The sequence below is a fragment of the Paraburkholderia sp. DD10 genome (genome assembly GCF_049177125.1).
Classification (GTDB): Bacteria; Pseudomonadota; Gammaproteobacteria; order Burkholderiales; family Burkholderiaceae; genus Paraburkholderia; species Paraburkholderia terricola.
Genome location: NZ_CP185392.1, coordinates 2,466,840 through 2,487,028 on the forward strand (window position 1 = coordinate 2,466,840; position 20,189 = coordinate 2,487,028).

Genomic DNA, 20,189 nt, shown 5'->3' on the forward strand with positions numbered 1-20,189 from the left:
CAGTTCCGTTCAGGAGGCAATGATGGAAACGAACGCATCGGCAGACGGCCGCGAGCATCGCTCGCAGACCCGCAAAGCCACCGCCAGCGGCTGGATCGGCTCGGCGCTCGAATACTACGATTTCTTCATCTACGCGCAAGCGGCCGCTCTCATCTTTCCGCAGTTGTTCTTTCCGTCGGGCAATCCAAAGATCGCGATCGTCGCGTCGCTCGCCACCTATGGCGTCGGCTACGTCGCGCGGCCGATCGGCGCGTTCGTGCTCGGGCACTGGGGCGATACCCACGGCCGCAAGAACGTGCTGCTGCTTTGCATGTTCATGATGGGGTTTTCGACCATGGCGGCCGGCCTGCTGCCCACCTATCAGCAGGCCGGCCTGCTGGCGCCCGCGATGCTGGTGGTGCTTCGTCTGATCCAGGGCTTTGCCGTCGCGGGCGAAATCTCCGGCGCGAGTTCGATGATTCTCGAACACGCGCCGTTCGGACGACGCGGCTATTACGCCAGCTTCACGCTGCAGGGCGTGCAGGCCGGCCAGATTCTCGCCGCGGCCGTGTTCCTGCCGCTCGCCTATTACATGGAGGAAAGCTCGTTCAATTCGTGGGGCTGGCGCGTGCCGTTCCTGCTGAGCGCACTGGTGCTGGTTGCCGGCTACATCATTCGCCGCGAGGTGCAGGAAACGCCGGTCTTCAGGAAAGAAGACGCCACCGGCGCCGTGCCCAAGTCGCCGATCGCGGAGGCCTTCCGCTACAACCTGCCGGATATGCTGCGGGTGGTCGGCTGCTCGCTGATGAACGTGATTCCCGTGGTCGCCACCATTTTCGGCGCGGCGTATGCGGTGCAGGCGTCGTACGGCATCGGCTTTTCGAAGAGCGTGTATCTGTGGATTCCGGTGATCGGCAACATCGTCGCGGTGCTGGTGATTCCGTTCGTGGGCAATCTGTCGGACCGGATCGGCCGGCGCTTGCCGATCATCGTCGGGGCGCTCGGCGCCGGACTGCTCTCGTTCGCTTACCTGTACGCGATCAGCATTCGCAACGTGCCGCTGGCGATCGTGATATCGATCCTCATGTGGGGCGTCATTTACCAGGGTTATAACGCCACGTTTCCGAGCTTCTATCCCGAACTGTTCCCGAGCCGTTCACGCGTCTCCGCGATGGCGATCGGCCAGAACATCGGCACGACCATCACCGCGCTGCTGCCGGCGTTGTTCGCTTACGTCGCGCCGCCCGGATCGCACAACATTCCGCTGACCGTCGGCGCGATTACCTTCGGCATCACCATTCTCGCGGCGGCGACGGCATGGAGCGCGCGGGAAAATTATCGCGTCAGGCTGAGCGACCTGGGCGAACCCAACGCGGTGCCGATCGACAAGGAAAGCTATGAACTGCAGCGCGCCCAGACCATCGCCGAAGCGAAGAAAGCGGTTGCCTGACGGCAGCGGGCGGCGATGCATCGCGATGGCCGTCGATGCGTTCGCCGCCTTCGCAGTGTTCGCGGCAAGCAGCTAGCGCCATTGCTCGGTCAGTTCGTTGGCGAGCACCATCTTCTCGCGGATCAGTTCGGCAAAGGGCGTGTCCGCGCCGCCGTGCGTCTTGAGGAATTTCAGCGCGGCGGAGTGCACGGCGCGCATCGAGCGACCGTCGATGCCGGCCATGCGCGGCGCGCTGCGTTTGGTCTCCTCGACCAGATCGCGGGCGCTCGCGAAGTCCGGCGACAAGCCCGTGTGCGCATCGAATTCGGCGCGCAAAGCAGCCGCGTAGTCGCGCGACTGCCCAAGCCGGTCGACGTCGATCAGCAGATCGACACCCTCGGCCATGCGCAGCGCGCAGAGAATCCATAGCGCAATGAAAGCCCGATACGCGTTGTTGCCTTCGGCCGTGCGGGCATATTGCTCGCATGCCATCGCGTAGGCGTCCTCCGATGAGGGCGCGACCGGTGGCAAGCTCACGCCGCAAACCGCGATAGCCTGCCTGACCAACGGCTCCGACTGGTTCAAGCCCAGCACGCGAAACGGCGCGGCCACGAAGAACGGATTGCTCCACTGCTGGTTGAGCAGCCACCCCGAAGCGAACTGCGACGCGGGATTTCGCAACACGCTCACATGGAGCGCCTCGGGAAACGCGCGCTTGAGCCACGGCAAGCGGCCCGATGAACGGCAAAACTTCAAGACCGGCACCTTGCCCTGCTCGACGGAGCGCTCACACAGATTGCGCAAATAGCCTTGCAACGCGGGAAATTCCGCATCCGGCTCGCGGCCGAAACGATCGGTGCCGAAGCGCTTTCTGTATCCGGCGACACCGCGCGCGCCCTCTTGCAGATACGGGCGGTACTCGTCGAAGTATGGCGCGGCGAGCGGCGGATGCCCCGAGGTCAGCGTGGGACGAACAGCGGAAACATCGGCGAAGCTCAGGTCGGCGAGCACATTGCTCAACGGTTCGTAGAAGCCGGTCACCGTCTCGAGCGCGCGCAGACGCGACCAGATCCACGTGCCGGCGCTGCGCCAGCCGGTATGCAGAAATACGCCCTGTTTCAGGGCACTTTCGCTTGCGGTGTCATCCTGGCGTTGCGATGGATCATTCGACATACGGGTCACCTTTTTGCGCGACCGAGAGGCCGCGCAACGGTCGATTTGAAAACGGCATGGGACTTCTCTTCAAGTTAAAGCAACGACTGCCCGCCTCGATGCAGAAGCCCACACTCTAGCGGTTCAGGCTGTCGACTGCGTTACAAAAGCCATCACTTTACCTTGCACCGACGCACCGCATTCATCGACGCGAGCGAGGTGACATACGGTGGACTGGAACCGCGCACCCAAACGCTTTAAGCTCCCAGACTCACGAACTCAAACGCCGCTGACATGAACGATTCGGCTGATATCCGCTTCCTGCTGACGATCCGCGAAAGCGGCAGCCTGATCGCCGCGGCGAGAAAACTGGGGCTGTCGCCCTCGGCGGTGACCCAGCGCCTTCAGCAACTCGAAAAGAAGCTGGGCGCGCAACTCGTGAATCGCACGGCACGCCGCTTGCAGTTCACGGAAGAAGGCGCGCTGCTATGCGAGCGCGGCGCCGAACTCGTCCAGCAGTTCGATTCATTGTTCGAAGACGTGCAGACGCGCCGTGGCGGCCTGGTCGGCACGTTGAAAATCAATGGCCCGCTGGGCTTCGGACGGCGCCACCTCGCACCGGCCATTGCCGACTTCCAGCAGCAGAACCCGGATATCGACGTGGCGCTCACGCTGTCCGATCAGCCTTTGACGGACACCATGGATCGCTTCGACATCGTCGTGCATATCGGCGAGTTGCCGGCCTCCAACCGCGTCGGTTACGCGATTGCCCCGAATGCGCGATTCGTCTGCGCGGCGCCGGCGCTCGTCAAGCGCCTTGGCGCACCGGAATCGCCGGATGAATTGAGCAAGCTGCCCTGCATCGTGCTGCGCGAGAACAACGAGGACGTCTCGCTGTGGCAATTCAGCAAGGGCAGAACGCGCCGCAGCGTGCGCGTGTCCGCGCATTTGAGTTGCAACGACGGCGACGTGATCCGCCAGTGGGCGTGCGAAGGCCGCGGCGTGATTCTGCGCTCGGAATGGGATGTCGCCGACGACATCGCGCGGGGCCGGCTGGTGCGCTTGTTGCCCGGATGGAAGGCGCCGGACGCCAACGTCATGGCGCTCACGCATCAACGGGCGGGGCTGCCGGCGCGTACCCGTCACTTCATGCAGTATTTGCAGGCCAGATTCAGACCGCTGCCGCCGTGGCGGCGATGATATTCATGGGGCACCTCGCATGCAAATTGCTCTATTCAGTTCGATTGAATCTATGAATCAGGCTGGCTGAACGCCGTATCGGCGGTGAAACCCTATAATCGAAGCACCGTCCACCGCCGGTCCAGATCATGACTTCCGCCGCCGTCCCCGCTGCCTATCCCAAGGCTGTCCTGTTCGACCTGCTGACCGCCCTGCTCGATTCATGGTCGTCATGGAATCGCGCCGCGGGTTCCGAGCAGGCGGGTCGCGCGTGGCGCGCGGCGTATTTGCGCCTGACCTATGGCTGCGGCCGCTACATTGCGTATGAACAATTGGTGCGCAACGCGGCCGAAAAAGTCGGCCTGCCGGAATCCGCCGCGTTCGCGCTCGAAGCGGACTGGCTGGAACTCGCGCCGTGGCCTCGCGCCCTGGAAACACTGCAGGCGCTCAAGCCGCATTGCAAACTGGCGGTCGTCACCAACTGCTCCGCGCGCCTCGGCAAGCAGGCGGCCGATCTCTTGCCGATCGGCTGGGACGCAATCGTTACCGCCGAAGAAGCCGGCGTGTACAAACCGAACCCCTTGCCGTACCGGCTCGCGCTCGAAAAACTCGGCGTGCAAGCCCACGAAGCCGCGTTCGTGGCCGGCTCCAGCTACGACATGTTCGGCACCGCCGCCATCGGCTTGCGGACGTATTGGCATAACCACGTCGGTCTGCCGCTCGTGACGGGCGCGCAGTCGCCGGAAATCGAGTCGCCGACGCTCGACTCGCTGGTGCCGTGGCTCAGTCGCTTCGGCGCGCTCTGAAACCCTTCCGTTCTCCGCGAAAGCATGAAACTCGACCATATCGATACCCCAGCCGCGCTAATCGACATCGCCCGCATGCAGAAGAACATTGCGCGGATGCAGGGGCGCATGAACGCCTTGGGCGTCGCGTTCCGTCCGCATGTGAAAACCACCAAATGTATCGACGTGGTGCGCGCGCAGATCGCCGCCGGCGCGCGCGGCATCACGGTCTCGACGCTGAAGGAAGCGGAGGCGTTCTTCGCCGCGGGCGTGGACGACATTCTCTACGCGGTCAGCATCGTCCCTGCAAAGTTGCCGCGAGCGTTGGCGCTGCGTCGCCAGGGCTGCGACCTCAAGCTGGTGGTGGACAACCCCACCGCCGCGGCGGCCGTCGCCGCATTCGGCGACCAGCACGGCGAAACCTTCGAGGTGTGGATCGAGGTGGACACCGACGGGCACCGCTCGGGCATCACGCCGGAACAGGACACGTTGCTCGAAGTCGGCCGGATTCTGCATGACAACGGCGTAACTGTTGGCGGCGTGATGACTCACGCGGGCTCCAGCTACGAACTGCATACGCCGCAGGCGCTCGCCGCGCTCGCGGAGCAGGAACGCGCCGGCTGCGTGCGCGCGGCGCAACGCTTGCGCGATGCGGGCATTCCGTGCCCGGCCGTCAGTGTCGGCTCGACGCCCACCGCGCTCGCGGTCGGGCAACTGGAAGGTGTCACCGAAGTGCGGGCGGGCGTGTACGTGTTCTTCGATCTGGTCATGCACAACGTGGGCGTGTGCGCGCTCGAAGACATCGCGCTCAGCGTGCTCGCCACCGTGATCGGCCACCAGGCGGATAAAGGCTGGGCGATTCTCGACGCGGGCTGGATGGCGATGAGCCGCGATCGCGGCACGTCGAGGCAATCGCACGATTTCGGCTACGGCCAGCCGTGTTTGCTGAATGGCACGCCGCTTGCCGGTTACGTGGTGAGCGGCGCCAATCAGGAGCATGGGATTCTTTCATTAACGTGGGCGACGGGTGACGAAGGCGGCCATGCCGACGACATCGCGCAACGCTTTCCCATCGGCATGAAACTGCGCATTCTGCCGAATCACGCCTGCGCCACCGGCGCGCAATTTCCCGAGTATCACGCCGTTTCGCCGGAAGGCAACAGCGTGGAATGGCGGCGCTTTCAGGGCTGGTGAGCGGCTTCGCCGCCAGGGAACACGCGCTTCCTTAATCCTCTGCCTCCAGGCCGGCCAGCAGATCGTCGACCGCGCGGTACACGCGCTCGACGACCTCCGGCCCGACCTTGCGCTCCAGCGCGCGATAGTGCGCTTCGAGATCCTTCGAAATCACGCGCACCAGGTCCACGCTCGTATCGGTGAGCGACACCAGCACGCGGCGCTGGTCTTCCGCGAAACGCTCCTTCGTGACCAGATCCATGCTCTCCATGCGCGCGAGCACGCCGGCCATGCTCGGGCTCGAAATCGTGCAGATATCGGAAATATGACGCGGCTCCATCGGGCCGTGTTCGTTGAGCGCGCGAATCACGCGCCATTGCTGCTCGGTGAGTCCGTGCGCGGTAATCAATGGACGGAACCGCTCCATCATTTTTTCCCGGGCGCGCAACAGCAGCATCGGCAGATTGCGGTGCAAAACTCGTTTGGAGGCGTGAGCGGACATATCGGAAGATAAGTAAAAGGCAACCGTCGAAGCGCAAGGGAAAACCCGCGATCAGCCGACAGACTATTGACCGTGGATGATATCAAGCGCAATACTACTAGCATGTTAGTAGTTTATCAAAGAGACAGCCGAGTCATGTTCGCACTTGCCGATCATCTGCTGCATCCCGAGGGCACCGCCTTGCCGCGCGACGTGGATGCGAACGCCGTGGCCGCGCTGCTCGCACGCGGCATTGCCTGCCGCGCGCCGGTGAACGGCGCTGTCTACGGAACCTTGCTGAACGACCGTGCCGCGCTGAACGCACTAGGCGACGCGCTGCACGCGCCGCCATATAAAGCGCCGCCGCAAGCGCCCGTTCTGTATCTGAAGCCGCGCAACACGCTCGCCGGGCATCGCGCGCGCGTCGTCGTGCCGGACGATGCACTCGGCGTGGAAGTCGGCGCTTCGCTGGGCATCGTGATCGGCCGCACTGCAACGAGGCTGAGCGTGGAGCGTGCGTTCGATTACATCGCGGGCTATACGCTGGTCGCCGATCTGAGTGTGCCGCATGCCAGCGTGTATCGTCCTTCGGTGCGATTCCGCGCACGCGACGGCTTTTGCGTGATCGGGCCGGCGTTGGTTGCCGCGCGTCATGTTCCCGCGCCCGACGATCTCGCGATCAAGGTTTCGCTCAATGGACGCGAGATCTTCGCGGCGAGCACGGCGTCGTCGGTGCGCAACGTGGCGCAATTGCTCGCGGACGTGACCGATTTCATGACCCTTGGCGCAGGCGATGTCATCACGCTGGGCGTGCCGTATGGATCGCCCGTCGCCCATATCGGCGACACGGCCACGCTGTCCATTGGTACATGGCCGCCCCTCGACGTGTCGTTTATCGACGCACGGGAACAAGCCGGAGAACAGCCATGATGCGCGGCCGCGTCGCATATGCCGGCGCGATTCACGAAGCCTCGCCCGACGCCAACGGCGTGCGCCTCGCCGACGGCCGCGTGCGTCGCGAGGATGAGCTCGTGTGGCTCGCGCCGATCGAAGTCGGCACGATCTTCGCGCTCGGCCTGAACTACGCCGAGCACGCGAAGGAATTGCAGTTCACGAAGCAGGAAGAGCCGCTGGTGTTCCTCAAGGGACCGGGCACGGTGATCGGTCACCGCGGCATCACGCGCCGCCCCGCCGATGTCGCCTTCATGCATTACGAGTGCGAACTCGCCGTCGTGATCGGCCGAACCGCGCAGCACGTCAAGCGCGAAAACGCCATGCGGCACGTGGCCGGCTACATGACCGCGAACGACTACGCGATCCGCGACTACCTGGAAAACTACTACCGCCCCAACCTTCGCGTGAAGAATCGTGACGGCGGCACGGTGCTGGGCCCCTGGTTCGTGGATGCGGCGGATGTCGAGGACGTCACGCAACTGGAATTGCGCACCTTCGTGAACGGCACATTGCAGCAGCGCGGCAATACGCGCGATCTCGTCACGGATATCCCGGCGCTGATCGAATACCTGAGCAGCTTCATGACGCTCGCGCCCGGCGACGTGATCCTGACCGGCACGCCGGAAGGCATCGTCAACGTGAATGCGGGCGATGAAGTGGTCTGCGAGATCGACGGACTGGGCCGTCTCGTCAATACGATTGCATCCGACGCGGACTTCGGCCGCGTTTGATCAAGGCTGAAAAAAGGACAAGGCAATGCGAATCGAACATCTGATCAACGGCAAATCGAGCGTTGCGCGTGACTACTTCGAGACCGTCGATCCGGCCACGCAAGAGGTGCTTGCCGAAGTCGCGCGCGCCGGCGCGGCAGAAGTGGACGCCGCGGTGCGCGCGGCCAAGGATGCGTTTCCCGCGTGGGCCGGCAAGCCCGCGGTTGAGCGCGCCAAGCTGGTGCGCAAGCTCGGCGAACTGATCGCGAAGAACGTGCCGGAGATCTCGGAGACTGAAACGAAGGACACCGGCCAGACCATCTCGCAGACCCGCAAGCAACTCGTGCCGCGCGCCGCCGACAACTTCAGCTACTTCGCCGAGATGTGCACGCGCGTCGACGGCCACACGTATCCCACCGATACGCATCTGAACTACACGCTGTTTCATCCGGTCGGCGTGTGCGCGCTGATTTCGCCGTGGAACGTGCCGTTCATGACGGCCACGTGGAAGGTCGCGCCCTGCCTCGCGTTCGGCAATACGGCCGTGTTGAAGATGAGCGAGCTGTCGCCGCTCACCGCGTCGATGCTCGGCAATCTCGCGCTCGAAGCGGGCATTCCGGCGGGCGTGCTGAATGTCGTGCACGGCTTCGGCAAGGAAACCGGCGAGCCGCTGGTGGCGCATCCCGATGTGCATGCGGTGTCGTTCACCGGATCCACCGCCACCGGCAACCGCATCGTGCAAAGCGCGGGCCTGAAGAAGTTTTCGATGGAACTCGGCGGCAAGTCGCCGTTCGTGATTTTCGACGACGCCGATTTTGAACGCGCGCTCGACGCCGCCGTGTTCATGATCTTCTCGAACAACGGCGAACGCTGCACGGCGGGCTCGCGCATTCTGGTGCAGCGCTCGATTTACGCACGCTTTGCCGCGCGTTTCATCGAACGCGCGAAGCGCCTGGCGGTGGGCGATCCGCTCGCCGACGGCACCATCATCGGACCGATGATCAGCCAGGGGCATCTGGCGAAAGTGCGCAGCTATATCGAACTGGGTCCCAAAGAAGGCGCGACGCTCGCCTGTGGCGGCCTCGATATGCCGGACTTGCCCGAAGCCATGCGCAAGGGCAACTTCGTTGCGCCAACTGTATTCGTCGACGTCGACAACCGCATGCGAATCGCGCAGGAAGAAATCTTCGGCCCGGTCGCCTGCCTGATTCCATTCGACGACGAAGCCGATGCGATCAGGCTCGCCAACGACATCGCCTACGGCCTGTCGAGCTACATCTGGACCGAGAACACGGGCCGCGCGCATCGCGTCGCCGCCGCCGTCGAAGCGGGCATGTGTTTCGTCAACAGTCAGAACGTGCGCGATCTGCGTCAGCCGTTCGGCGGCACGAAGGCATCGGGCGTGGGCCGCGAAGGCGGCACGTGGAGCTACGAAGTGTTCCTCGAACCGAAGAACGTATGCGTGTCGCTCGGCTCGCATCACATTCCGCGTTGGGGCGTCTGAACCGCTGTTCGACGCGCGAGCGCATCTCGCCTCGCGCCACACAAAGAAGGAGACCGCGATGGGCAAACTCGCGTTGGCAGCAAAAGTGACTCACGTCCCGTCGCTGTATCTTTCCGAACTCGACGGTCCGCACCGAGGTTGCCGCCAGGCCGCGATCGACGGTCATCATGAAATCGGCCGGCGTTGCCGCGAACTGGGTGTGGATACGATCGTCGTATTCGACGTGCACTGGCTGGTGAACAGCGAATACCACATCAATTGCGCACCGAAGTTCGAAGGCGTCTACACGAGCAATGAATTGCCGCACTTCATCAAGAACATGGCCTACGCGTATCCCGGCAATGTCGAACTCGGCAATCTGATCGCGGAAGTCGCCAACGAAATCGGCGTGAAAAGCCGCGCGCACAGCGAGACCACGCTCGATCTGGAGTACGGCACGCTGGTGCCGATGCGCTATATGAATGGCGACCAGCACTTCAAGGCAGTCTCGGTGGCGGGCTGGTGCATGTGGCACGACCTCGCGACTAGCGCGCGTTTCGGTCTCGCGGTGCGCAAGGCGATCGAGGAGCGTTACGACGGCACCGTGGCGATTCTGGCGAGCGGTTCGTTGAGCCACCATTTCGCCGACAACGGCACGGCCGAGCAGTTCATGCACAAGGTCTGGAGCCCGTTCCTCGAATTGATGGATCGCAAGGTGGTCGATCTCTGGGAAGCCGGCGACTGGAAGACCTTCTGCGAGATGCTGCCGCTCTACAACGAGAAATGCTGGGGCGAAGGCGGCATGCACGACACCGCGATGCTGCTCGGCGCACTCGGCTGGGACCGTTACGACGGCAAGGTGGAAGTCGTCACGCCGTATTTCGGCAGTTCGGGCACCGGCCAGATCAACGCGATCTTTCCGGTTACGCCCCTGCCCGTCTGAGTTTTGAGGAGTTCAACGTGCCGCATTTGACCTTGGAATACAGCGCCAATCTTGCCGGCGAGGAAAGCATCGGCGAATTATGCAAGACGCTGGCTCACTGCCTGGGCGCCCAGCGCGAGAATGAGCAGCATGTTTATCCGCTCGGCGGTATCCGCGTGCGCGCGTTGCGCTGCGCGCAGTACTGCATCGCCGACGGCCGGCCCGACGCCGCGTTCCTGCACGCGAACCTGAAGATCGCCGCGGGCCGCTCGCAAGCCGTTAAAAAATCGACCGGCGACGCGTTATTCGCGTTGATCAAACAGCACTTCGCCGCCGACTTCGAACAACGGGGCCTCGCGTTATCGCTCGAACTCAATGAATTCAGCGAAGCCGGCACGTGGAAGCACAACAATCTGCACGCGCGGCTCAAGCCATAGCGCCCAGCCCAGCCGATGCAGCGGCTCATGGAGACCTCAACATGCTAGACGAACAGACCATCCGCGAGCTTGCGGCGCAACTCGACAACGCCGAGAAAACCCGCACGCAACTGCGTCACTTCTCCGCCGCGTACCCGCACATGACCGTCGAGGACGGCTACGCGATTCAGCGCGAATGGGTCAAGCTCAAGCTGGCCGAGGGTCACGTAATCAAGGGCCGCAAGATCGGCCTCACGTCGCGCGCCATGCAGCGTTCGTCGCAGATCGACGAACCCGACTATGCGCCGCTGCTCGACAGCATGTTCATCGAAAGCGGCCAGGACATTCGCGCGGACCGCTTCATCGCGCCGCGCGTGGAAGTGGAACTCGCGTTCATCTTGAGCAAGCCGCTGAAGGGCCCCGGCGTCACGCTGTTCGACGTGCTCGACGCCACGGCTTACGTCAGCCCCGCCGTGGAGATCATCGACGCGCGCATCGAACAGTTCGACCGCGAAACGAAAGCGCCGCGCAAGGTCTACGACACGATCTCGGACTTCGCGGCCAATGCGGGCATCGTTCTGGGCGGCCGTCCAGTGCGGCCGCTCGACGTCGATCTGCGCTGGGTCGGCGCGCTGCTGTACAAGAACGGCGCGGTGGAGGAAAGCGGTCTCGCAGCCGCGGTGCTGAATCATCCCGCAACCGGCGTCGCCTGGCTCGCCAACAAGATCGCCCGATACGACGAAGCGCTGAACGCGAACGACGTGATCCTGAGCGGCTCGTTCACGAGCCCGATCCCCGCGCGAGCCGGCGACACGTTTCATGTCGACTACGGTCCATTGGGCGGCATCGGTTTGAATTTCATTTGAGTTGGCCGACATGTCACTTCCGCACAACACCTTCAAACGCGCGTTGATCGAAGGCAAGCCGCAGTTCGGTTTATGGGCCGCGCTCGCCGACGCCTACGTCACCGAGTTGCTCGCCACCGCGGGTTTCGACTGGCTGCTGATCGACAACGAGCATGCGCCGAACGACATACGCAGCACGCTCGCGCAATTGCAGGCGGTCGCCGCGTATGCGTCGCATCCGGTGGTGCGTCCGGTGCGCAGCGACAGCGCGTTGATCAAACAGTTGCTCGACATCGGCGCGCAGACCTTGCTGCTGCCGATGATCGATACCGCCGACCAGGCAATCGATGCCGTCGCGGCGACACGCTATCCGCCGCAAGGAATTCGCGGCGTAGGCAGTGCGTTGGCGCGCGCATCGCGTTGGAACCGGATACCGGATTATCTGCACACAGCGGCACGGGAATTGTGCGTGCTGGTGCAGGTGGAAACGCTGCAAGGCATGCAAAATCTGCCGGCAATCGCGGGCGTGGAAGGGGTCGACGGCGTGTTTTTCGGTCCTGCGGATTTGAGCGCGTCGATGGGCTTGCTTGGCAAGCCGGGCGACGCGCGCGTGCGCGAAGCGATTTGCAACGGCATCGAGACGGTACGCAGCGCCGGCAAGGCGGCGGGCGTATTGGCGCCCGATTCCGCGATTGCCGCTGAGTATCTCGCGGCGGGCGCCACGTTCGTGGCGGTCGGCACGGATACGGGCTTGCTGAGCCGCGCGGCGGCGGACCTGGCCGCGTCGTATAAGCAGACAGCGGAAGCGGCGATGCCGGCGAGAGGCGGGTATTGATCGAACCCGCAAACCGGAAACAGCGAACCGTACACCGCGCTAAACAGGCGGCGCACTCCGCGCCGCCCTTCGTGCATACCGTCGCCGTTCAGCGAAAGCCCCGCCTCCAGTAACGGCAAAAGCGGCTAGAACGCGTGCCGCAACCCCACCATGCCGACGAACTGCGACGGCCCGGACGAAGGCGTGGCGTTCTGCGAGTCGCCGACCACCGCCACCGCGTCGACAATGCTGGTTCCGGTGGAGCCCGCCGCGATCAACGACTTGCCGCGCGCCAGTTGATACGCCTGGATTGCATAAAGCGTGGTGCGGGTTGTCAGGTTGTAGGTCTGTTCGAGCGAAATCTGGTGATAGCGCGCCGGATCGCTCACGCCGTTCGCCTTGCTCGCGCGCGTATAGCTATACCCCGCGCCGACGGTCACCGCCGGCGAGAAGCGATACGTCGAAATCAAACCATACGTGTTGAACACCGCCTCGCTCGCGAACAGCGATCGGGAGCCCGGCGCATATTGCACGTTCGAGTAGTTCACGCCGACCATCAGGTCGTCGTGCGTATAGCGGGCCGCGGCCGCGAGGAGTTGCGCGCTGTGCGCAGTCGCGTAGCCGCTGTTGACCGGCGAATTGATCGCGAAGCTGCCCAACGATTGGCTCGTCGCGATGTCGCGCAGCTTGAGGTAGCCCACGGCGACGGCGAACGGCTTGTAGTCGTAGCGGAACGCCGCGCTGAAATTGCTGCCGCTCGCAACGCTGCCGGGCACGCCGCCCAGCCCGTATTGCGCGCTGAATGCGAGGCCCGCAATAGTGGGCGACGTGTAGGTGACCGAGTTGTTGAAGCGCAGCGTGGTATCGAGCGCATCGAGGTCGCCCGGGTGCGCGCCGGTCGCGCCGGTCAGCACGCCCGTCGGTCCGAGCGCGCCGACCATCTGGAAGTACGGCGTGTACTGGCGGCCGAGCGTCAGCGTGCCGTACCGGTCGTTGCTCAGGCCGGCGTAGGCCTGCCGGTTGAAGATGAGGCCCGCGCTGCTTTGCGCGCCAGTGAGCGAATTGAAGCCGCTTTCCAGCCGGAAAATCGCCTTGGTGCCGCCGCCGATGTCTTCCGCGCCGAGCAGGCCGAACTTGCTCGCCTGCAGATTGCCCTGGCTCATATAAAAGTTCGAATGGCCACGCTGGTTGCTCACGTAGGCGAACGCGTTATCGACAACGCCGTACAACGTCACGCTGCTTTGCGCCGCCGCCTGGGTCGATAGCGCCATGCTCGCGAACGGTACGCATGACAGGGTGAAAACACGGGCGCCGATGCGCTTCATCTGGTTCATTGCTGGTGAGTCTCCGTATGTATGTGTGTGTTCAAGCAAGGCCGTTGATGCCTGCGCTCTCAACCGTGCAGTCGCACCGTCAGATGACGCCAACCGCCTGCCGTCTCGTCGGCGACGAGTGCGCCACTCGTGCAGGTAGCCGCGCGCGTCTCGCTTGCGGGCACCAGCACCTGGACCTCCGTTTGCGCGCGCGGCATGTGGCCTTCGCGCGCTATCGAGACGCGCAGCGCGTCGGTGTCGCTGTCGATCGTGACGCGCCAACGCCCTTGCTCGCCGTTGCGCCACGCCTCGCTCTCGCCGTCGTCTTCCACGCAAGCGCCGCATGCCGTTCCGACGCTCGCGAACGGCAAGGCAATGAACGCACGCGTATCGGCAGGGCGCCCGAAGTGCTGTTCCGCGACGTTCAGCGGAATCACGCCGCCCTCGCGCAGGAGCATCACCGGCTGCTCGAACGGCGCGGGCAAGCTGACCGACTGGCCGCCTTCGAACACCTCGCCGCTCCAGTACGACGCCCAGCGCGCGCCGGCCGGCAGATACACGTCGCGCGTACTCTGCCCCGCTTCCACCACGGGCGCGACGAGCAGCGAAGCGCCGAGCATCATGTCGTCGCCGTCGACGTAGCAGCGCGGATCGTGCGGAAACTCCGCGAACATCGGACGCAGCACCGGCTCGTATGCAGCATGCGATTGCCACAGCAGTTCGTACAGGTAGGGAATCAGCCGGTAGCGCAGCTTGATTAGCGCGGCGATTCGCGGCGTGAGTTCGGCATGCATCCACGGTTCGTTGACGGTGCCGTCGTCGTTCCACGAATGAATGCTGAAACGCGGCAGGAAGATGCCGAACGCGACCCAGCGTGCGAACAGTTCCGGCTCCGGCGCGGGGCCGGAAAAACCGCCGATGTCGTGCCCGCTGTTCGACACGCCCGACATCGCGAGACCGAGGCCCATCTTCAGGTTGTAGCGCAGCGTTTCCCACGACGTGTAGTTGTCGCCCGACCACGTCTGCACATAGCGATGCATGCCGACGCCGCCCGCGCGCGAAACGAGAAAGGGCCGGCGCCCGGGCGCATATTCGCGTTGGGCGTCGCGTGACGCGCGCATCATCAGTTGCGTTTGCAAAACCTTTGCCTGCCACGCCGGAAACGGTTCGCCGAAACCCTGCGCAATCGCGTCAGGCGTCCAGATTTCGAATTCGTTGTTGTCGTTCCACGTGGCGGCCACGCCGTAACGCAACAGGCTGTCCGTCACGCGCGCCTTCCACCAGTCGAGCGTGGCCGGATTCGTGAAGTCCAGATAGGCGCCGACTTCGTCCCAGAACTGCACCCACGCCGGCTCGCCGTCGCGCGACTCGATCAGCAGACCGGCGCGCGCCGCCTCCTCGAACGCGGGATGATCTCGCAGCAAGCAAGGCTTGATGTTCGCGCACAGGCGCACGCCTTCGTCGAGATAGCTTCGGACGAAGCCGTCGATGTCGGGAAACTTCTCGCGGTTCCAGTTGAACACATAACGCTTCGCGCCAATCGACGTATAGCCCGACGACAGATGAAACGAATCGCACAGCACGTCGTGCGCCTTGCATTGGTCGATGAATTCGGCCATGCGGTGCTGCGCATCGGGCGCGTCGGTGTAGCTCATCGTCGAACCGGAATAGCCGAGGCCCCATTTGGGCATCCATGCCGGGCGGCCGGTGAGCCACGTGAAGCGGCGCACCGCATGCAACGGCGTGCCCGCCGACGCGATGAAGTAGTAATCCAGATCGCCGTGTTCCGCGACGAAATGCCGGTAGTGCCCGTGATAGTTATCGAGCTCGCGGCCCATGTCGAAACGGCAATCGGCCAGCGTGTCGTAGAACAGGCCGAAGCCGGTCGCCGTTTCCGGCTGCCACGTCACGTAAAAGGGAATGTGCTTGTACAGGGGGTCGGTGCCGCGCGCGCTATAGCCCATCGCGTCGATGTTGCGCATCTCGTAGCGCTGCCCCGCGCGATCGAGCGAGCCGGCCCGTTCGCCGAGGCCCACGTACATCTCGCCGCGCTGCCGTTCGACGTAGTGATACACGCGCGAATCCCACCAGCCGAAGTTGTACGCCTGGGTCTTGCGATCGCTCATGACGTGGCGCCATGCGCCGTCTTGCCCGCCGTCCCGGATCGCCCACGAGCAGAAGCCGCCGTCGCGCGCCACCGTCAAGCGGATGCAAGCGGTCTCGATCACGACACTGCGCCCGTCGTCGGACACGCTGTGCGGCGTGGCGGCGAAGCCGCTCAGGTCGCGCCGCTCGCGCCCTTCGAGCGGCACGTCCTCCATGCCGGGCGCGATCGCCCACGAGCGCGGGCCATGCAGTTCGCCATCGGGCAAGACGAGCACGCGGACGATGTCGTCGGCGAGCACGAACAGCTCGATCCGGCAGTTGTGCGCCGCCGTCAGAACGATCGTGTTGCCGGTGCGAGCGGATAGCGAGAAATGCGGACGATTTTTCAACGAAGCCATGATGTGTCTTTATCCAAGGTCAGGCGGACGCGCTCGCGCTTTGATCGGTGGGATGCGGCTGCGCGTCGCGCGACACGCCGCGCATCAGGACGATGAGCAAGGTCGCGCCGATCAGGTCGAACGCGCCGAGGGCGGCGAACAGCGGCGTATAGCCGATCGAGCCGGCAAGCTGGCCGACCAGCAGCGAAAAGCCGAGGCCGCCGATCCACGCCGCCATGCCGGCGAAGCCGCTCGCCGTGCCGACCTCGCCGGGTTCGAACACGTCGGCGGCGAGCGTGTTGACGAGCGCCGAGATCATCTGGTGCGCGAAGCCGCCGACGCAGAAGAGCGCGATCGCCTCATACGGCGACGCCACGAGTCCGATGCAGGCCGGCCCGAGCATCATGAACGCGCCGAGCACCACGCCGGCGATGCGCGAGGCGATCATCGGCATGCGGAACCGTTTCATCAGGAACGGTGAGAGATAACCGCCGAACAGGCCGCCCAGGTCGGCGGCGAGAAACGGCAGCCACGCGAACATGGCGATGTGCTTCAGATCCATGTGGCGTTCGGTGGCGAGATAGAGCGGAATCCAGAAACTGAAGGTCTGCCATGCCGGCTCGGCGAAGAAACGCGCCTGCGCGATGGCCCAGAAACGCCGCGTGCCGAGCACCTTGCGCACGCGATGCCCGCCCTCGCCCGACAACGCAACCGGCGGCTGGCCGTCGAGAATCTTGTCGCGTTCTTTCGGCGAAATACGCGGATGATCGGCCGGCGAGCGATACAGCGCGAACCAGACCGCCGCCCACACGAAACCCAACGCACCCGTCACGGCGAAAGCGCTCTGCCAGCCGTAGCGCAACGAGAGGAACACGACGAGCGGCGGTGCGAACAACGAACCCAGCGACGTGCCCGCATTGAAGTAGCCGACCGCCACCGAGCGCTCGCGATTCGGAAACCACTCGGCCACCACTTTCATGCCCGCGGGAATGGCGACCGCTTCCGACAGCCCCATCAGGCCGCGCAGCGCCGCCAGCGACACCCAGCCGGTCGCGAAGCCATGCAGACAGCCGACCAGCGACCACAGACACGCGAACAGCGCGAAGCCGAGCCGCAGACCGATCAGGTCGATGATCAAACCGCACACCGGCTGCATGATCGTGTAGCCGACCTGGAATGCGCCGACGACATACGAGTACTGTTTGGTGTCCATGTGCAGCAGCGTCATCAACTGCGGCGCCATCACGCCGAGCGCGTTGCGCGACAGGTAGTTGACGATCGTGCCGAGGCAAACCAGCGCGATGATCCACCAGCGTAGACCGACGATTTTTCGCAAGATGCTCCTCCATTTGTCTCGGTGCCAAGCAGCGCGCAGCGCGCCGGCAGTGATGTCCTTGTTCGCAAACGAACAATTTTTGTCCTTTTATGGTCGGACATCATATCAATTTGTTCGATCGTTGATACTCGGGTAAACCATGTTTTTCGAACGAAATATGCGGTTTTCAGCGCGTAATACCATATGAGAGCGAGCATTCTGCCTATGTCATCTGACGACTTACGTTAATGTCATCCGCACGCGCATGTTCATTCGAACAAAGGCGTGATCATTGACGAGCGTGGTGGAGGGGAACAACAGAAAAACGGGAGGAAGTCGGGACGCGGCGCTTGAAGCAGCCGGTAGAACGAAGCAGCGGACGGCTCAGTCGCCGGCGGGCCAGGGCAAGCCGAGCGCCGACCAATCCAGTTCCACTCCAATGACGGAGCGCCCGGCGGCGAACTGCACCGCCAGCGTCACCGCGATACACGGCCTGCCGCTCGCGAGGGAAAGATACGGGTTGCTCGCCACGGCAACGCCAGGCAACAGAACCGCATTCCGAAAGTAAGGCCGATGATCCCACCGGGCATCGCGAGGATTGGCCACCGGATGCAGCGAGGCGACCTCGCTACGCCACGCCGGCCCCGGCAGTTCGCGCCCGATCTGCCGGCCGGCATCGTCGAGAATGAAACAGCTCACGCAACGCTCGAACGTGGCGAGCGACGCAAACGCCTCCTCCATCGCGACGCCGCGCAGCAACGCGTCGGCGGCGAGGCGCAACGCGGACCGGTAAGGCTCGACCTCCGACTCGAACAACGCATGCTGATGCGCCCGCCCCTGCGCGATCACGTTGAACGCGTCATCGATGCGCCGGCGCACCGACTCCGGCGGCGCGATCTCCGCGGCCGGCCGGCCGAGCAGGTAGCCTTGCGCGAAATCGACGTTCGACTCCACCGCGAGAATCAGTTCCTCCGTGGTCTCCACGCCCTCGACCACCACCAGCATCCCGGCATGATGCAGCAGCGACACGAGCTTCGGCAGGATCGGCTGCTCGATGCCGTGTCCCGTCGCGCGAATCAGTTCGCCGTCGAGCTTGACGAGGTCCGGCCGGATACGGAACAGACGGTCGAGATTCGATTGACCCGCGCCGAAATCGTCGACGGCGATCAGGAAGCCGTGCGCGCGATACAAGGCCGCCGCCCGCGACATATCGTCGACGCTGCCGCCGTGCGACTCGAGAATCTCGAGAATCACCCGTTCCGGTTCCAGGCCGACCGCGCACACCATTGCCGCGAGCTTGTCGGCATAGCCATCCGCGACGAACGTGGCCGGCAGGATGTTGAGGAAGAGCCACGCCTCGGCGGGCAATCGGGTGCGCGCGTGGGCGAGATGCACCGCGTGGCTCGCGCGGTCGAGCGCGCCTTCGTCGCTGGACGGTCTCGGTGCGAACAGCACCATCGGCGGGACGAGCGTGCCGTCGTCCTGCTCGCCGCGCAGCAACGCCTCGAAGCCCACCTGCTTCTGATGCGACAAGCTATAGAGCGGCTGAAAATGCGAGGCGAGATAGTAATCCTCCCACCGGTAGCGCGCCGCCGCGCCGCCTTGCGCGGATGCCTCGCCGGCAAGCAGTTGCAACGGCTCGAACGGCGGCGCGCGTTCGGCGCACACGCGGTTTCTGCCGGAGTGCTTGGCGCGCAGCAAGGCTTCGTCGGCGCGATCGAGCAGCGCCATGATGGTCTCGCCGCTGCGATGCTCGGCCACGCCGAAGCTCGCGGTCAGATAGCCGTCCGGCCGCTCGATCGCGGCAATCGCGCCGCGCAGCCGCTCGGCCGTCTGGAGCGCGCCCGTGAGACCGTCCTGCAGCAGCACCGCGAACTCCTCGCCGCCGACCCGGCTCACGCTGTCTTCGGCGGCGGTTTCCTCCATCAGCGCCTGGGCGACCTGGTACAGCACCTGGTCGCCGGCAGCATGGCCGAAACGGTCATTCAGCGATTTGAAGTTGTCGATGTCCAGAAAGATCGCGCTAACCCGCGCGCCCGGCTGCGAATTGTCGAGGCGACGCTCGGCCTGCTTGACGAACGAGCGGCGGTTTTGCAAGCCGGTGAGCGGATCGGTCGCGGCGAGCTGCGCGAGCTGGCTCTCGAGCAAGAAGTGATTGCGCCGGAACCGGTAAAAGCCGAAGTGATACACGGCCGACGTCGGCATGCCGATCGCCGCGATCCACATCCACGCGACCACGTCGAGGTCGTGCGTGCGCGGCTCGCCGGACAGCAAGGCGAACGCGGCGGCATAGAACAGCGCGCTGCCGACGAAGTAATGCGTTGGCGTGAGCCACAAAGGCGCGGCGCAGATGGGTATGACCACCATCGCGGGCAGCGCCCATAACAGCGGCTGCTGGACCCCGACGATATTAAGCGCAATGCCCGCCGTCAGCACCAGTGAATACGCGACGCCGATCGCGCCGAACAACCACGTCGACTTTGCGCGCGGGATCGCCAGCACCAGCAGCGCGAGCACCGGCGCGCACGTCAGCCGGTAGGCCAGCGGCACGGCCGGACCGTCGACGAGGTCGCGCGCCGCCACGAAGCAAAGGAACGCGACAACCGTGAAGGCCATCGTCACGGTCGAGAGCGGACGCTGGTGCTCCAGCGATCGCCGGTGAAAGCGTTCGCGCAAGCCTGAATCGGGCGGTTTCTGCGTTGAGGTAAAAGGCATATTGATGAATATCAGGCGGGTCCAGGTCACTCTGCCACTGT

General features: G+C 64.3%; 17 protein-coding genes. 11 read left to right on the top strand and 6 right to left on the bottom strand.

Going from position 1 to position 20,189, the window contains the following annotated elements; translation table 11 throughout:
- Positions 1–22 precede the first annotated feature (22 nt).
- Entirely contained in the window at positions 23–1,429 is a 1,407-nt protein-coding gene (locus tag ACOCG7_RS11260; RefSeq protein WP_421375496.1) for an MFS transporter, read from the top strand.
- A 72-nt stretch (positions 1,430–1,501) separates the two neighbouring features.
- Here ACOCG7_RS11260 and ACOCG7_RS11265 read toward each other — a convergent pair whose 3' ends face one another.
- Positions 1,502–2,581 (bottom strand): hypothetical protein, encoded by a 1,080-nt coding sequence (locus ACOCG7_RS11265; RefSeq protein WP_073427387.1) that lies wholly within the window; start codon positions 2,579–2,581, stop codon positions 1,502–1,504.
- 273 nt (positions 2,582–2,854) lie between these two features.
- Here ACOCG7_RS11265 and ACOCG7_RS11270 point away from each other — a divergent pair, with 273 nt between their 5' ends.
- The 3 genes from ACOCG7_RS11270 to ACOCG7_RS11280 all read left to right on the top strand — a co-directional run bounded on the left by ACOCG7_RS11270 (position 2,855) and on the right by ACOCG7_RS11280 (position 5,718).
- Positions 2,855–3,760, top strand: coding sequence for a LysR family transcriptional regulator (locus ACOCG7_RS11270; RefSeq protein ID WP_073427386.1), 906 nt, complete (start codon positions 2,855–2,857; stop codon positions 3,758–3,760).
- A 128-nt stretch (positions 3,761–3,888) separates the two neighbouring features.
- Complete coding sequence (locus ACOCG7_RS11275; RefSeq protein WP_073427385.1) at positions 3,889–4,545, top strand: HAD family hydrolase; 657 nt, start codon at positions 3,889–3,891, stop codon at positions 4,543–4,545.
- A gap of 24 nt (positions 4,546–4,569) precedes the next feature.
- A complete protein-coding gene (locus tag ACOCG7_RS11280; RefSeq protein ID WP_073427384.1) occupies positions 4,570–5,718 on the top strand; it encodes a DSD1 family PLP-dependent enzyme in 1,149 nt (382 codons plus the stop codon).
- A 31-nt stretch (positions 5,719–5,749) separates the two neighbouring features.
- Here ACOCG7_RS11280 and hpaR read toward each other — a convergent pair whose 3' ends face one another.
- Positions 5,750–6,154, bottom strand: a complete 405-nt coding sequence (gene hpaR, locus ACOCG7_RS11285; RefSeq protein WP_073427477.1) for a homoprotocatechuate degradation operon regulator HpaR — start codon at positions 6,152–6,154, stop codon at positions 5,750–5,752.
- A gap of 180 nt (positions 6,155–6,334) precedes the next feature.
- Between hpaR and ACOCG7_RS11290 the strand changes: the two genes are divergently transcribed.
- The 7 genes from ACOCG7_RS11290 to hpaI are packed head-to-tail and all read left to right on the top strand — an operon-like array spanning position 6,335 to position 12,343.
- Positions 6,335–7,108, top strand: a complete 774-nt coding sequence (locus ACOCG7_RS11290) for a fumarylacetoacetate hydrolase family protein (RefSeq protein ID WP_073427383.1) — start codon at positions 6,335–6,337, stop codon at positions 7,106–7,108.
- On the top strand, positions 7,105–7,863 hold the full coding sequence (locus ACOCG7_RS11295; RefSeq protein WP_073427382.1) for a fumarylacetoacetate hydrolase family protein: 759 nt from the start codon (positions 7,105–7,107) through the stop codon (positions 7,861–7,863). The genes ACOCG7_RS11290 and ACOCG7_RS11295 overlap by 4 nt, the downstream gene beginning before the upstream one ends.
- Positions 7,864–7,888: 25 nt before the next feature.
- Positions 7,889–9,346 (top strand): 5-carboxymethyl-2-hydroxymuconate semialdehyde dehydrogenase, encoded by a 1,458-nt coding sequence (gene hpaE / locus ACOCG7_RS11300; RefSeq protein ID WP_073427381.1) that lies wholly within the window; start codon positions 7,889–7,891, stop codon positions 9,344–9,346.
- Positions 9,347–9,404: 58 nt separating this feature from the next.
- Positions 9,405–10,268, top strand: a complete 864-nt coding sequence (hpaD, locus tag ACOCG7_RS11305; RefSeq protein WP_073427380.1) for a 3,4-dihydroxyphenylacetate 2,3-dioxygenase — start codon at positions 9,405–9,407, stop codon at positions 10,266–10,268.
- Between the two features lie 17 nt (positions 10,269–10,285).
- On the top strand, positions 10,286–10,684 hold the full coding sequence (locus ACOCG7_RS11310) for a 5-carboxymethyl-2-hydroxymuconate Delta-isomerase (protein ID WP_073427379.1): 399 nt from the start codon (positions 10,286–10,288) through the stop codon (positions 10,682–10,684).
- Between the two features lie 41 nt (positions 10,685–10,725).
- Positions 10,726–11,529 carry a 2-oxo-hept-4-ene-1,7-dioate hydratase gene (hpaH, locus tag ACOCG7_RS11315; protein ID WP_073427378.1) on the top strand — a complete coding sequence of 268 codons (804 nt, stop codon included), beginning with the start codon at positions 10,726–10,728 and terminating at the stop codon, positions 11,527–11,529.
- A 10-nt stretch (positions 11,530–11,539) separates the two neighbouring features.
- Positions 11,540–12,343 (top strand): 4-hydroxy-2-oxoheptanedioate aldolase, encoded by an 804-nt coding sequence (gene hpaI / locus ACOCG7_RS11320; RefSeq protein WP_073427476.1) that lies wholly within the window; start codon positions 11,540–11,542, stop codon positions 12,341–12,343.
- A 125-nt stretch (positions 12,344–12,468) separates the two neighbouring features.
- On the opposite strand, the gene ACOCG7_RS11325 is transcribed toward hpaI, so the two are convergent.
- From ACOCG7_RS11325 to ACOCG7_RS11340, 4 genes are all read right to left on the bottom strand, one after another.
- Positions 12,469–13,656 carry a porin gene (locus ACOCG7_RS11325; RefSeq protein ID WP_073427377.1) on the bottom strand — a complete coding sequence of 396 codons (1,188 nt, stop codon included), beginning with the start codon at positions 13,654–13,656 and terminating at the stop codon, positions 12,469–12,471.
- A gap of 59 nt (positions 13,657–13,715) precedes the next feature.
- On the bottom strand, positions 13,716–16,139 hold the full coding sequence (locus ACOCG7_RS11330; RefSeq protein WP_073427376.1) for a TIM-barrel domain-containing protein: 2,424 nt from the start codon (positions 16,137–16,139) through the stop codon (positions 13,716–13,718).
- Positions 16,140–16,158: 19 nt separating this feature from the next.
- Positions 16,159–17,454, bottom strand: coding sequence for an MFS transporter (locus tag ACOCG7_RS11335; RefSeq protein ID WP_421375503.1), 1,296 nt, complete (start codon positions 17,452–17,454; stop codon positions 16,159–16,161).
- Between the two features lie 363 nt (positions 17,455–17,817).
- A complete protein-coding gene (locus tag ACOCG7_RS11340; protein WP_073427374.1) occupies positions 17,818–20,148 on the bottom strand; it encodes a bifunctional diguanylate cyclase/phosphodiesterase in 2,331 nt (776 codons plus the stop codon).
- Positions 20,149–20,189: the final 41 nt, after the last annotated feature.

What these genes read in the sequence shown, in the direction of transcription:
- hpaR (WP_073427477.1), bottom strand. Translation starts at nt 6,154, where the DNA reads ATGCTGCTGTTGCGCGCCCGGGAAAAAATGATGGAGCGGTTCCGTCCA.
- hpaD (WP_073427380.1), top strand. Translation starts at nt 9,405, where the DNA reads ATGGGCAAACTCGCGTTGGCAGCAAAAGTGACTCACGTCCCGTCGCTG.
- ACOCG7_RS11325 (WP_073427377.1), bottom strand. Translation starts at nt 13,656, where the DNA reads ATGAACCAGATGAAGCGCATCGGCGCCCGTGTTTTCACCCTGTCATGC.
- ACOCG7_RS11340 (WP_073427374.1), bottom strand. Translation starts at nt 20,148, where the DNA reads ATGCCTTTTACCTCAACGCAGAAACCGCCCGATTCAGGCTTGCGCGAA.
- hpaE (WP_073427381.1), top strand. Translation starts at nt 7,889, where the DNA reads ATGCGAATCGAACATCTGATCAACGGCAAATCGAGCGTTGCGCGTGAC.
- hpaH (WP_073427378.1), top strand. Translation starts at nt 10,726, where the DNA reads ATGCTAGACGAACAGACCATCCGCGAGCTTGCGGCGCAACTCGACAAC.
- ACOCG7_RS11280 (WP_073427384.1), top strand. Translation starts at nt 4,570, where the DNA reads ATGAAACTCGACCATATCGATACCCCAGCCGCGCTAATCGACATCGCC.
- ACOCG7_RS11330 (WP_073427376.1), bottom strand. Translation starts at nt 16,139, where the DNA reads ATGGCTTCGTTGAAAAATCGTCCGCATTTCTCGCTATCCGCTCGCACC.
- ACOCG7_RS11295 (WP_073427382.1), top strand. Translation starts at nt 7,105, where the DNA reads ATGATGCGCGGCCGCGTCGCATATGCCGGCGCGATTCACGAAGCCTCG.
- hpaI (WP_073427476.1), top strand. Translation starts at nt 11,540, where the DNA reads ATGTCACTTCCGCACAACACCTTCAAACGCGCGTTGATCGAAGGCAAG.
- ACOCG7_RS11275 (WP_073427385.1), top strand. Translation starts at nt 3,889, where the DNA reads ATGACTTCCGCCGCCGTCCCCGCTGCCTATCCCAAGGCTGTCCTGTTC.
- ACOCG7_RS11270 (WP_073427386.1), top strand. Translation starts at nt 2,855, where the DNA reads ATGAACGATTCGGCTGATATCCGCTTCCTGCTGACGATCCGCGAAAGC.
- ACOCG7_RS11260 (WP_421375496.1), top strand. Translation starts at nt 23, where the DNA reads ATGGAAACGAACGCATCGGCAGACGGCCGCGAGCATCGCTCGCAGACC.
- ACOCG7_RS11290 (WP_073427383.1), top strand. Translation starts at nt 6,335, where the DNA reads ATGTTCGCACTTGCCGATCATCTGCTGCATCCCGAGGGCACCGCCTTG.
- ACOCG7_RS11265 (WP_073427387.1), bottom strand. Translation starts at nt 2,581, where the DNA reads ATGTCGAATGATCCATCGCAACGCCAGGATGACACCGCAAGCGAAAGT.